The following is a 12,807-nucleotide window of genomic DNA, read 5'->3' as shown; positions in this document are numbered from 1 at the left end:
TTTAAAGCAAGCAGTGCCATGGCCCGTCCCCGCAGTGAAGACAAACGCAATGCCATACTCGCGGCCGCCGCGCGCGTGGTGGCGAGCGAAGGCGTGAGCGCGGCGACGGCGCGCATTTCCAAGGACGCGGGCGTGGCCGAAGGCACGTTGTTCACATACTTCGAGAACAAGGACGTGCTGCTCAACGAGCTGTACCTGTATCTGAAGGCAGGTGTGCGCGAGTCGATGATGAAGGGTTTCAGCGCCAAGGGCTCGGCCGAGCACCGTGTGCGGCAGGCCTGGAATGGCTATCTGGACTGGGGCGTGGGCTATCCCGACGGCCATCGGGCCTTGCGCCAGCTGGGCTTCTGCGACCGTATCGATGCCCGCCACCGGGCCGCGGGCGCGGAAGGTTTCAGTGCGTTGAGCCAGTTGCTGCTGGAGAAACTGGCGGGGAGTAGCGTGCCCGCCGAGGATGCCTTGGCCTTCATCGGATCCGTGTTCAACACCATGGCCGACAACGCGCTGGATTTCATCGCGCGCGATGACGCCAAGGCGGCGTACTACCGCGAGGCGGGTTTTCGCGCGTTCTGGGGCGCCGTGAAAGGCAGTGCGCGTTGATGAGCGGAAATGCTGAAGTTAGGAAGTCCTGACGATCTGAAGTTCAGGTGTCATACGGTACGCGGCCGGGCGTGCCGAATTTTTCGACTCGTAAATGAGTGAGTACATAGTCAATTAAATATTTTCCGGAGCCATGGCGGGATGTTCATCGCAACACGTCCATCCCGCTTTCCAGGCTCATCGATTCGCAACGACAGGAGTCAACGATGTCCAACGATACCCATCCCAAGACCTGGCTGGTCACCGGCGCCGCGCGCGGCCTGGGGCGCAGCATCAGCGAAGCCGTGCTGGCCGCGGGTGACCGTCTGGTCGCCGCCGCGCGGCGCACCGACCAGCTGCAAGACCTCGTGCAACGCCATGGCGACCGCATCCTTCCCGTGGCGCTGGACGTCACCGACGAAGCGGCGGGGCAGCGCGCCGTGCAGGCGGCGGTACAGCGGTTCGGTCGTCTGGACGTGCTGGTCAACAACGCCGGCTACGGCCATGCGCTGCCTTTCGAGCAGATGACGTCCGATGACTTCCGTGCCCAGATCGACACGAATTTCTTCGGCGTGGTGAATCTGACGCGCGCCGCGGTGCCGGTGATGCGCGAGCAGGGTAGCGGCCATATCTTCCAGGTGTCTTCGGTGGGTGGCCGCACGGCGACCGCCGGCATGTCCGCTTACCAGGCCGCCAAATGGGCGGTGGGCGGCTTCAGCGATGTGGTTGCCAAGGAGGTGGCGCCCTTGGGCATACAGGTCTGCACCCTGGAGCCGGGCGGCATGCGGACGGAATGGGCCGGCGAGGCCCGCCGCGCGGGGACGGCGATCATGCCGGCCTATGAATCTTCCGTCGGCAAGATCCTGGAGTTGCTGGCGGCCTATGGCGGCAACGAAATCAGCGACCCCGCCAAGATTGCCGCGCTGATCGTCGATCTGTCGCGCCGCGCTGACCTGCCCCTGCGCCTGCTGCTGGGCGGTGATGCGCTGTTCGTCTGCGAGCAGGCCGAAACCCAGCGCGCCGCGCAACAGGCGCAATGGCGCGACGTGACGCTGTCTACCCATTTCGCGGGCGCACAACTGCCGCCGGGCCTGGAAAACCTGAAGCATTGAGGTATCGAGGCCCCAAGGCCCCAGGGCCCTGAGGCACCGACGCCCCAAGGCGATTGTTGCCTTTCCGACAACACCGTGCATCCGCCTCGGGGCCTTCTTCCGCCTGCGTGTCCCTTCTACGATTGCGTGCCGATAAACACACGAGCGCGCCATCATGCACCTGGGGAAATCGTATCGCCCGTACGAGTTCGTGGTCTGGACTCGCAGGAATATCTATGGCCTGCTGGTGGTCAGCCTGCTGCCGACATTGCTTTATCAAGTGCTGGGATTCAAATGGCTGACCTTGCCCTTGTCGGTGGTGACGCTGCTGGGGACGGCGGCCACCTTCGTGGTGGGTTTCAAGAACGTCCAGACGTACGCCCGCACCGTCGAAGCCCAAAGACTGTGGATGAGTATCGTCAGCGCCAGCCGCTTCTGGGGCCTGATCGTCCGCAACTTCGTCGGCGATGCGGAGCAGGGCGCGCGGCTGGTCGATCGCCATATGGCCTGGCTGACGGCCTTGCGTTATCAACTGCGGACCTACCGCGTGTGGGAAAGCGTGGAGAGCCGGTCCAACGCGGAGTATCGCAAGCACTACGTCATCCCGGAACGGGCCGAGTCGCTGGAGGCAGCGCTGGCGCGCCATCTGCCGCCCGGCGAAATCCAGTCCCTGGCATTGGTCGACAGCAAGGCGGTGCAACTGCTGGCGACCCAAGGCGCGGCGTTGCGGGAATTGCTGGGCGCCGGCGTGATCACCGCGGCGGAGTATGCCGAATGCAATAGCCGACTGCGCGAACTGCTGGACCTGCAGGGACAGGCCGAGCGCATCAAGAACTTTCCCTATCCGCGCCAGTACGCCGTCGTCAATCGGCTGTTCGTGCGCTTCTTCTGCGTGGTGCTGCCGTTTGGCCTGACCAGCCAGTTCGATCAGCTGAATCAAAGCGTGGGCGGCTTCATGCAGGGCCATATGGTGTGGCTGGCGGTGCCGTTCAGCCTGATTGTCTCCTGGATCTATACGTCTCTGGAGCAGGTGGGCGAGAGCACGGAGAATCCCTTCGAAGGCGGCGCCAACGACGTTCCCATCAGCCAGCTGAGTACGGTCGTCGAACGCGACGTGAAGCAGATGCACGGACGCGCGGACCTGCCGGCGCTGAACGAAGAGAAAGGCATCGTGCTGTAGCTCTGCCTCCATGTAAACCCTGAGGGCGCGCGGCTTGACGATCGCGGTATCCCCACATACCATCGATAAAAGTGTCGGACACTTTATCCCGACATTTTCACGGGGCGACAAAGATCGCCGCGGCACCGCTGTCAATAACCAAAACCACAGCCGGAGACAAAACAATGAAAGCATTCCGTAGCCTCGGTGGGCTCGCGCTCGCCTCCGCCTTGCTGGCGGCCCCGCTGGCCTGTCCCGCCGCCACCCTGACCGTCACGCACTGGGGCGACGGCATGTACGGCGCCCCCTTCGCGGTCGCCATGGAGAAGGGGTATTTCAAGGAAGGCGGTATCGACGTAACCGGGTTCATCACCTCCGAGGGCGGCGGCACCACGGTGCGCAACGCGATGGCCTCGGAGATCCCCTATGGGGAGGTGGCGCTACCCGCCGCCATCGCCGCGATCAAGCAGGGCATGAAGATCTCCATCGTGCACGGAGGGGTGCAAAGCCTGGCCGACCAGTTGTGGGTGCAGAACCCCGACAACACCATCGACAGCATGGCGCAGATGAAAGGCAAGACGATGGGCTACAGCAGCCCCAAGTCGGTGACCGATCTGGTCTCCACGGTTGCCATCGAGCGGGCGGGCCTGGCGGGCCAGGTCAATCGCAAGCCGGTGGGCGCGTCGGGCAGCATGATGATCGCGCTGCAGCAGAAAGCGGTGGACGTGGCCTACATCACCGAGCCGTCCTATAGCGCGCACAAGGATGTGCTGAAGATCGCCTTCCGTTCCGTCGACATCGTGCCGAAGGAAACCCAGACCGTGGGCATCGTGCGCACCGACTACCTGAAAGCGCATCCCGAAAAGATCAAGGCCATCATCGATGCGCGCCGTAAAGGCGTGGAATATCTGATCGCGCACCCGGACGAGGCCGCGCAGATCCTGGCCAAGGCCTACAAGATGGACGTGGCCGTCACCAAGTCGGCCATCCAGACCTGCCTGCAAAACGATCCGCACTACTGGAGCACCGGCGGCTTCGACCGCGCCAGCATGGATGAAGTGGCAAAGGGCCTGGTGCTGATCAAGGCCGCCGATCCGGGACCCTTCGACTGGGATAAGGTCATCGACGACTCATTGCTGCCCGCCGCCGAACGCCCGAAGTAAAACCGCCGCAGGAGTCGCGATGAAACCGCAAGCCAAGCAGGCGCCGCTGTCCATCATCCATCCAATGCCGCCGGCGCAGGGATTGGCCGCTGCACACGCCGTGCTGACCGACGTGGTGCGGGCCTATCCCGGCAAGGACGGCGCCGCGCCCCTGCATGCGCTGGGGCCGGTCAGCCTGGATATCCGCAAGGGCGAGTTCTTTTCCGTGGTAGGGCCGTCGGGCTGTGGCAAGTCCACGCTGCTGGACGTCATCGCCGGCCTGAATCCGCCCACCAGCGGCACCATGCAGTTCGAAGGCGAACCCGTCCTGGACGAGGTGCCGGAGGGCGTGGCCGTGGTCTTCCAGGAAGACGCCACCTTTCCCTGGCTGACCGTGTACGACAACGCCGCGTTCGGCGCGCGCCGCGCCGGCCTGCCCGAGAATGAGATACGCGAGCGGGTGGAGCACGCGCTGTCGTTCATGGGCCTGAAGGCGTTCACGCAGGCCCATCCGCAGCAACTGTCCGGGGGCATGCGCCAACGGGTGTGCATCGCACGCGCCATGGTGACACGCCCCCGCCTGATGCTGCTGGACGAACCGTTCGGCGCGCTGGACCAGCAGACGCGGCTGTTGATGGGCGAGGAAACGCTGAAGCTGTGGCGCGATACGGAAGCCACCATCGTCCTCATCACCCATTCCATCGACGAGGCCGTGCTGTTGTCGGACCGTATCGGCGTGATGTCGGCACGGCCCGGGCGCTTCATCGAGATCGTCGAAACCGGCTGGTCGCGCGATCGTGACAGCAACACGGCATTGGATCCCCGCTTCGGCGAACTGACGGCGCAGGTCTGGCGCCTGTTGCGCGGCGAGGCGCTGAAGGCGCTGGGGAGCATGGCATGAGCCGGGCCGGGTACTACCGCCTGGCGCTGGTGATCCTGGCGGTGGCCGCGCTGGAACTGTGCAGCCGCATGGGCTGGATCGATCCCGTGTCGTTCATCCCGCCGTCCAGAATGGTCGAGGGCGCGTGGACCTTGCTGCGCTCCGGCGATTACACCGGCGACATCCTGCTGACCCTGGGCACTACCGCCATGGCGGTCACGCTGGCCGTCATCGGCGGGTTCGCGGGCGGCGTGTGCCTGTTCAAGTTTCCCCGCCTGCGCCGGGTGCTGGATCCGCTGCTGCTGTCGTATTACGCGGTGCCTATTTTCATCATCTACCCGATCCTGATCGTCATCTTCGGCCTGAACCGCTGGCCGCTGGTGGCCATCGGCTTCCTGTTCGGCGTCGTGGCCATGGCCGTCAACACGCTCAACGGCCTGGAGCGGGTGCCGCAGGTGCTGTTGCGCACGGCGCGGGCACTGCGCATGGGGCTGTTCGATGAGATTCGGCTGGTCACGCTGCCGTCCAGCCTGCCTTTCGTGTTCACGGGTATCAAGCTGACCGTGGTGTACGCGTTCATCGCCGTGGTGGCCGGCGAGTTCGTGCTGGCCGGCGCGGGTTTCGGGTTTCGTATCGCCTTCGCCTACAACAACTTCGACAATCCGGTCATGTACGGCCTGATCGTGCTGCTGCTGGCGTTCGTCATCACCTTGAACGCGCTGCTTAGCCTGACCGAACGGCGCCTGTACAAGCACAACCGGCAGGGGGCAGTATGAGCGACGCCGACATCCACGCCGGCACTGGCACTGGCACCGGCGGCAGCCGCGCCCCCACTTTACGTGGCGCAACGAGGTCGCGCGCCGACGGGCTGATCCTGCTGGCGGCCCTGCTGTGCCTGTGGCAGGTTTGCGCCATGCTGCTGGGCGCGCGCGTGCTGCCCGGTCCCTGGCCGACGCTGGTCAAGCTGGTAGCCATCGTGCGCGACGACGATTTTCCCAAGGATCTGCGCGCCACCTGCACCGCCTTCGCGTTTGGCTTCGCCATCGCGGCGGTGGGCGGCGTGGCCATGGGGCTGGTGCTGGGCGCGCGGCGCCTGGCGGGCGATGTGATGGAGCCCTTGCTGATGGCGCTGTATGCCATTCCCAAGATCGCGCTCTACCCGGTGGTGCTGCTGATCTTCGGCCTGGGGCTGGATGCCAAGGTCGCCTTTGGCGTGATCCACGGCATCGTCCCCATCACGGTATTCACGATGGGGGCGGTGCGCGGCATGCGTCCGGTGTACGGCCGCTGCGCGCGCGCCTGCCGGCTGACGCCGCTTGCCTATGCGCGCTACGTGCTGTTGCCGGCTGCCGCGCCGGAGGTGGTGGCGGGCTTGCGCATCGGGTTCTCGCTGACCTTGCTGGGCACGCTCATCGGCGAGATGTTCGCATCGCAAAGCGGCATCGGCCATTTGCTCATAAGCGCGATGACACGCAACGACGCCCTCATGATCGCCGCGCTCGCTTGCCTGCTGTTCGCCTTCGCCACGGCCGCCAACCTGTTGCTGCTGCGCTGGCATCGCAAACTGGGCGGCGTGAACTGAAGGGCGCCGCCGCGCCATGTCCGGCGGCGTCCCATGAAGTGCATATCTGGAGACAAGACCATGAATACATTGCAGGCCGGCGCAAGACTGGACCGATTGGCCGTCTCGCCTTTCCATCGCCGTATCCTGTGGCTGATCGGCGCCGGGATGTTCCTGGACTCTTTCGATATCTACCTGGCGGGCGGTGTGCTGGCCGCGCTGGGCAAGAGCGGCTGGTCCTCCATGCAGTCCAATGCCGCTTTTTTGTCGGCGACCTTCCTGGGCATGCTGATCGGCGCCGTGGCGGCGGGCGTGCTGGGGGATGCGAAGGGACGCAAGTACGCTTACCAGTTCAACCTGCTGCTGTTCGGCGTGGCTTCGCTGGCGGGCGCGGCGGCGCCCGACATGACGTGGCTGATCGTGTGCCGCTTCTTCATGGGCGTGGGACTGGGCGCGGAAATCGTCATCGGCTACGGCTCGATCGGCGAGTTCATTCCACCCGCCGTGCGCGGGCGCTGGTCGTCCTATCTTTCCCTGATCACCAACAGTGCCTTGCTGGTGTCGGCCGTCCTTGGCTACCTGTTGATCCCCTCGGTGGGCTGGCGCGCGATGTTCGTCATCGTTGGCTGTGGCGCGTTGTGCGTGTGGGTGCTGCGCAGGAAGATGCCCGAATCGCCGCGCTGGCTGGAATCGAAGGGGCGCTACGCCGAGGCGGACGCGGTGCTGGCGGGCATCGAGGCCGAGAGCCAGGGCGGGCCGCGAGGCGGTTTGCAGGACCGCGCGCCGGACCCGACGCAAGGGCGCTTGCAGGGCAATTTGCAAGGCACGCTTCAAGACGGCTCGTGGCATAGCCTGTTCATGCCGCCTTTCCGCAGCCGCCTGCTGGTCGCGGTGATCGTCCAGATCGCGATCAACATCATGATCTACGGCTTCATCGTCTGGGTGCCTACGTTCCTGGTCAAGCAGGGCCTGGGCGTGGCATCTTCCCTGGGCTATACCGCGCTGATGTCGCTGGGCGGACCGGTCGGCGCATTCATCGGCGTACTCATCGCCGACCGCGTGGGCCGGCGTAAAGGCCTGATGGCGATCGCCGTCATCGCCTCGGCGGTCGGGTGGTTCTATGCCCATTCCACCAGCGTCGAGATGGCCACTGTGCTCGGCTTCGTCCTGTTTACGCTCACCTACCTGATGGTGGCCCTGGGCGTGGCCACCTACATTCCGGAACTGTTCCCCACCGCCAACCGCATGCGCGCCAACGGTGCCGCCAGCGCCGCGGGGCGAGTCGCCGGCATCTTCGCGCCGCAGGCAGCCGTGCTGCTGTTCGCCGCGGGCGGCATCCAGCAGGTGCTGGCGGTGATCATCGCCGCGCTGTTGCTGATGGCGATCGTGCTGGCGCTGTTCGGCACGGAGACCAACCAACGCTCGCTCGAAGCGATTTCGCAGCTTTCCCCGGAACTGGCCCGCGCCGGCACCGGTCCGAATGCGCCGAATACAACGGCCGCGACCGCGCATTCCACAACTGCGCATCCCCCGACCACCCATCCGCACTGACAGCCAAGGAGCTCACCATGAACGCTTCCGATAAACGACGCGCTTTGAAGCAGAAACTCGCCGGCCCCGACATCGTCGTCGCGCCCGGTGTGTTCGAGATGATCTCTGTGCGTCTCGCCGATTCCATGGATTTCGATTGCCTGTACATGACCGGCTTCGGCACCGTGGCGTCCTACCTGGGCGAGCCGGATGCCGGCCTGGCCACCTATACCGACATGGTGAACCGCGTGGCCGCTTTTTGCGCGGCGGCGCGCACGCCATTGGTGTGCGATGCCGACACGGGCTACGGCGGCCTGCTGAACGTGGCGCACACCGTGCGCGGCTACGAGCGCGCGGGCGCCGCCGGCATCCAGCTGGAAGACCAGGAATTTCCCAAGAAGTGCGGTCACACCCCAGGACGGCGCGTGATCCCCACCGAAGACATGGTCAAGAAAATCAAGGTGGCCAAGGAAACGCGCGAGGATCCCGATTTCCAGATCATCGCCCGCACCGATGCACGCACCAGCCTGGGCCTGGACGAAGCCTTGCGCCGCGCGGAAGCCTACGCCAAGGCGGGCGCCGACGTGCTGTTCGTGGAATCGCCCGAATCGCCGGAGGAACTGGAGAAAATAGGCCGCAGCTTCGACTTGCCCAAGCTGGTGAACGTAGTCGAGGGCGGACGCACGCCGCAACTGCCGCCCCTGGAGTACCAGCGCATGGGTTTTTCGCTGGCCATCTATCCGGCATCCGGCTTCCTGGCGGTGAGCCGGGCGCTGGAGAAGGTCTATACCCAGCTGAAGACCCCGCAAACCACGCTGGGCCCCGGCGCCGACTTGATGAAGTTCGAGGCCATGTGCCAGCTGATGGGGTTCCAGGCGGTGTGGGACTTCGACAAGGCGCACGCGGACTGAAAGGTGTTGTCCAGGCCTGAATGCACGAGTCCGGGGCATGAGTCCCCGCGATGCTGGAACAGCTCGCGGGGATCGGGCTCCATGCGCGGCCGGCGATTTATTGGACAATGTTTGCATGACTGAGATTCCTACCCCCATGCTCGACAAGAGCATCGCCGATCCTGCCGAACCCGCGGGGCGCACGGGCGAAACCGTGGAGCGCGTGGCCGCTGAACTGAAAAACCGTATCCTGGACGGCCGCCTGGCCCCCGGGCAGCGGCTGATTTCGCGCGACGTGGTGGAGCAGATCGGCATCAGCCGCAATTCCTTGCGCGAAGCGTTCCGGCGTCTGGAAGCCGACGGCCTGGTCGATGTGATACCCAACCGCGGTGCGGTGGTGCGTAACTTGTCGGCCGCCGAGGTCATGCACGTTTTCCAGATTCGCGAGGCGCTGGAGGGCTATGCCGCGCGCATGGCGGCACGCAATATCGGCGAGGAAGGCAATCGCGCCCGCTTCGTTGCCGTACTGGAAAAAGGCCGCGTACACCGGAAGCGGCCGGATTTCCAGGAGTTCATCGCGGACAACCGCGCCTTCCACCAGGAAATCGTGCGCATGTGTGCGAACCCGCCGCTGGAAGGCCTGATCGACAAGTACCAGCTGCCGGTCTTCATGATCCAGCTGCGCCAGACCATAGGCAGCGCGCAGATCATCCGCAACTCGCTTGCCGAGCACGAAGACATTGCGGCCAGCATTCTGGCGGGCGACCCCGAGCAGGCCTACCAGGCCATGAAACGCCACCTGTGGCATTCGGCGGAAAACATCCTGCAGCTGCCAGCCCTGGCAGGCACCCGTCCGCCGACGCCATCCGCATGACAGCGGCCACCCGAAGGACTGCTCCCACGCGAAGGACAGCCACCGCCTGACAACGAGAGAGAGACATGAGCCGAGGAACACTATTCGACAAGGTATGGGATGCCCATGTGGTGGAGGAACTGGCGGACGGCACCACGGTGCTGCACGTCGACCGTCACCTCATGCATGAATTGACCTCGGTCGACGCTGTCGCCGCGCTGGAACGGCGCAAGCTGCCGTTGCGCGATCCGAAGCTGACTTTCGCCAACCTGGATCACGTCATATCCAGCGCACCGGGGCGCCGCGCCGGCGACGAAGCCTGGAGCACCGAGGCGGTGGAGACTTTCCGCGCCCAATCCACCCGGCTGGGTATCGACCTGTTCGATGTGGACGACGGCCGGCAAGGCATCGTGCACGTGACCGCGCCCGAACAAGGCTTGTCGCTGCCGGGCACCACGGTTGCCTGTGCGGACAGCCATACTTGCACGCATGGCGCGTTCGGCGCCATCGGCATGGGCATGGGGTCGTCCGAACAGGTGCAGGTGATGGCCAGCCAGACCCTGCGCCAGCGCAAGCCGGGCGTGATGCGGATCACGCTGATCGGCAAGCCCGCGCCGGGGACGACTGCCAAGGACGTGATCCTGCATGTAATCGGACAGCTGGGCGTGACCGGCGGCAATGGCCATGCGCTCGAATACGCAGGCGCGGTCATCGACGGCTTCGACATGGAAGCGCGCATGACGCTATGCAACCTGAGCATCGAGCTGGGCGCGCGCGTGGGCATGATCGCCCCTGACGAGGTCACCTTCGAATACCTGCATAACCGTCCCTACACGCCGCGCGGCAAGGATTTCGCGGCCGCGGTTGACTACTGGCGCACGCTGCGTAGCGACGCCGACGCGGTATTCGATCGCGAGGCCGTCGTCGATATCGAGGGCATAGGGCCGCAGATTACCTGGGGTACCACTCCGGAGCAGGTCATCCGCATCGACGGCACCGTACCTGACCCGGCCGCTGAACCGGATCCGCAGCGGCGTGCCACCGCCCAGGCCGCGCTGGACTACATGCGGCTGCGGCCCCTGCAGGTCCTGGCCGGCACGCGCATCGACCGCGTCTTCATCGGCTCGTGTACCAACAGCCGCATTTCCGATTTGCGGGCTGCCGCCGCCGTGGCTCGCACTGGCAGGGTCGCACCCCACGTACGGGCGTGGGTGGTGCCCGGGTCCCTGCTGGTGCGCGAGCAGGCGCAACGCGAAGGGCTGCATCGGATCTTCCTGGATGCGGGCTTTGAATGGCGCGAGCCAGGCTGTTCGATGTGCGTCGGCGCCAACGGCGACCTGGGGGCACCCGGTGAACGCTGCGTGTCGACGTCGAATCGTAATTTCGTGGGGCGCCAGGGGCCGGGGGTGATGACCCACCTGGCCAGTCCGGCCACCGCCGCCGCATCGGCACTCGCCGGCGCAATCCGGAGGTCGGTATGAAGGCCTTCGACGTATGCAGCAGCCGTGCTGCCGTAATCGACCGCAACGACATCGACACGGACGTCATCGTGCGCATCGAACGCATCGCGCAATTGAAGCGGGGGCAGTTCGCGCCGTGGGCGTTCGAGGTCTGGCGCTACCGGGCGGACGGGACCGAGAATCCGGATTTCGTGCTGAACCAGCCGCTGTTCCGTGCGGCGCAAATATTGGTTGCCGGCAGGAATTTCGGCTGTGGCAGTTCGCGCGAGATGGCCGTGTGGGCGCTCGACGAGTTCGGCATTCGCTGCGTGATCGCGCCCAGCTTCGGCGATATCTTCTTCAACAACTGCCTGCAGATCGGGGTGCTGCCGGTGCGGCTGGCGGCCGAGGCCATCGAGCCCATCGCGGCCGCGGCCCGGCAGGGTGTGACGGTGACGGTGGATCTACGGGATTGCACGGTCCGCCTGCCTGATGGCAGCGCCGTTGGCTTCACGTTGGCCGAGTCGCAAAGGACGGCGCTTTTGAACGGGCTGGACGATGTCGACATGGCTGTCGCACGCGAGTCCCGTATCGCCGCATTCCAGGCCGCGGATCGCCAACGCCGGCCGTGGGCGTATCCCCGCTGAGGTTGCGAGAGCAGGCCAGGGAGCGAGGCCGTGCCACGAGGCGTGGCGCCAGGGGGCGCGGCGCTTCAGTCCTCGAACTTCTCGTGGGCGTCCGCGTGGCCTTTCTTCCAGTAGCCGACGATCTTGGTCCATTCGCGCGGGTGACCGATCTCGTCCCGCATATGCGCGCGTATGGCCTTCGCGACGCCCGCTTCGGCGGCGGCCCAGACGTAGCCTTCACCCCGCGGTAATTGCAGGGACTGCAGTGCTTGCAGGACGGGCGCCGCGTCATCGGCCTGCGCGGGCGCGCGGTGTACCCATAACGCGGTGTGATCGGCGCGGGTATCGAAGCGTTGTTCATCCTCGGGCCCCGGGACGATGCCGATGGTGATGATGCGTGTGCCGGCGGGAGCTTCTTCCACCCGGCGGCCGATGGCGGGCAGGGCGGTTTCGTCGCCGATCAGCAGCCACCAGTCATAGGACCACTCGACCACCATGGATCCACGCGGCCCGCCGAAATCCAGGGTATCGCCGGCCTTCGCCTGCAGGGCCCAGCGCGTGGCGGGCCCGGCATCGTGCAGCGCGAAGTCGATGGTCAGGGACTGCGCCTTGGCGTCATATCGACGCGGCGTGTAGTCGCGGCGCTGGATTGGTGCGCCGCTGCGGGGCGCGACATCGCCAGGACCCGTGTTGCGAGAGGCGCCATCTTGCGGTCCGCCATCCTCGGCGACCTCATCAGGAAAAAACAGCTTCACGTGATCGTCTGGCGACAGGCTGGCGAAGTCCGCCAGGTCCGTGCCGGTAAAGACGATGCGCTGCATATGTGGAGTAAGCCTTTCGGTGCGCTGCACGGCGACCCGACGGCTCTTCAATTCGAAACGGACGCGTTGAGTGGGATGATCCACAAGCATCTCCTTGCTAAGTCTGCCTACCCAGGAATCGGGATTTCAAATACTATACAGTATCTGAATACTGATTAGTATTCGCATTTGGTGGAGTGGTATTGCAAGGCGTTGCAGCCGCGCGGGGCTTCCCGGTGGACCCCGCAACCCAGCCA

The 12,807-nt window shown here is 65.3% G+C and carries 13 protein-coding genes; 12 read left to right on the top strand and 1 reads right to left on the bottom strand.

The annotated features are described in order from the left end of the window. The first annotated feature begins 18 nt into the window (after positions 1-18). The 12 genes from CEY05_RS05065 (at position 19) to leuD (ending at position 11,771) form a co-directional block, all read left to right on the top strand. Positions 19-600, top strand: coding sequence for a TetR/AcrR family transcriptional regulator (locus CEY05_RS05065; protein WP_088596338.1), 582 nt, complete (start codon positions 19-21; stop codon positions 598-600). A 206-nt stretch (positions 601-806) separates the two neighbouring features. Further along, positions 807-1,691 (top strand): SDR family NAD(P)-dependent oxidoreductase, encoded by an 885-nt coding sequence (locus CEY05_RS05060; RefSeq protein ID WP_088596337.1) that lies wholly within the window; start codon positions 807-809, stop codon positions 1,689-1,691. A gap of 154 nt (positions 1,692-1,845) precedes the next feature. Continuing rightward, on the top strand, positions 1,846-2,850 hold the full coding sequence (locus CEY05_RS05055) for a bestrophin family protein (protein WP_088596336.1): 1,005 nt from the start codon (positions 1,846-1,848) through the stop codon (positions 2,848-2,850). 164 nt (positions 2,851-3,014) lie between these two features. Continuing rightward, positions 3,015-3,992, top strand: a complete 978-nt coding sequence (locus tag CEY05_RS05050) for an ABC transporter substrate-binding protein (protein WP_088596335.1) — start codon at positions 3,015-3,017, stop codon at positions 3,990-3,992. Positions 3,993-4,011: 19 nt separating this feature from the next. After that, positions 4,012-4,872, top strand: a complete 861-nt coding sequence (locus CEY05_RS05045) for an ABC transporter ATP-binding protein (RefSeq protein WP_088596334.1) — start codon at positions 4,012-4,014, stop codon at positions 4,870-4,872. Then, positions 4,869-5,627, top strand: coding sequence for an ABC transporter permease (locus CEY05_RS05040; protein WP_088596333.1), 759 nt, complete (start codon positions 4,869-4,871; stop codon positions 5,625-5,627). The genes CEY05_RS05045 and CEY05_RS05040 overlap by 4 nt, the downstream gene beginning before the upstream one ends. Next, positions 5,624-6,433 carry an ABC transporter permease gene (locus tag CEY05_RS05035; protein ID WP_088596332.1) on the top strand — a complete coding sequence of 270 codons (810 nt, stop codon included), beginning with the start codon at positions 5,624-5,626 and terminating at the stop codon, positions 6,431-6,433. The genes CEY05_RS05040 and CEY05_RS05035 overlap by 4 nt, the downstream gene beginning before the upstream one ends. Before the next feature lie 60 nt (positions 6,434-6,493). Continuing rightward, entirely contained in the window at positions 6,494-7,963 is a 1,470-nt protein-coding gene (locus tag CEY05_RS05030; RefSeq protein WP_233161357.1) for an MFS transporter, read from the top strand. 17 nt (positions 7,964-7,980) lie between these two features. Further along, positions 7,981-8,853 carry an oxaloacetate decarboxylase gene (locus tag CEY05_RS05025; protein WP_088596330.1) on the top strand — a complete coding sequence of 291 codons (873 nt, stop codon included), beginning with the start codon at positions 7,981-7,983 and terminating at the stop codon, positions 8,851-8,853. Between the two features lie 115 nt (positions 8,854-8,968). Beyond that, positions 8,969-9,706 carry a GntR family transcriptional regulator gene (locus CEY05_RS05020; RefSeq protein WP_158219254.1) on the top strand — a complete coding sequence of 246 codons (738 nt, stop codon included), beginning with the start codon at positions 8,969-8,971 and terminating at the stop codon, positions 9,704-9,706. A gap of 65 nt (positions 9,707-9,771) precedes the next feature. Beyond that, positions 9,772-11,166 (top strand): 3-isopropylmalate dehydratase large subunit, encoded by a 1,395-nt coding sequence (gene leuC / locus CEY05_RS05015; RefSeq protein WP_088596328.1) that lies wholly within the window; start codon positions 9,772-9,774, stop codon positions 11,164-11,166. Beyond that, on the top strand, positions 11,163-11,771 hold the full coding sequence (leuD, locus tag CEY05_RS05010) for a 3-isopropylmalate dehydratase small subunit (RefSeq protein ID WP_088596327.1): 609 nt from the start codon (positions 11,163-11,165) through the stop codon (positions 11,769-11,771). The genes leuC and leuD overlap by 4 nt, the downstream gene beginning before the upstream one ends. Before the next feature lie 65 nt (positions 11,772-11,836). On the opposite strand, the gene CEY05_RS05005 is transcribed toward leuD, so the two are convergent. Continuing rightward, on the bottom strand, positions 11,837-12,661 hold the full coding sequence (locus CEY05_RS05005; RefSeq protein ID WP_088596326.1) for a siderophore-interacting protein: 825 nt from the start codon (positions 12,659-12,661) through the stop codon (positions 11,837-11,839). Between the last annotated feature and the right edge of the window lie 146 nt (positions 12,662-12,807).

It is taken from the genome of Achromobacter sp. HZ34 (assembly GCF_002209485.1).
GTDB lineage: Bacteria > Pseudomonadota > Gammaproteobacteria > Burkholderiales > Burkholderiaceae_B > Bordetella_C.
Note: the sequence above shows the minus strand (reverse complement) of the source record. Positions and strands in the feature narration are given on the sequence as shown.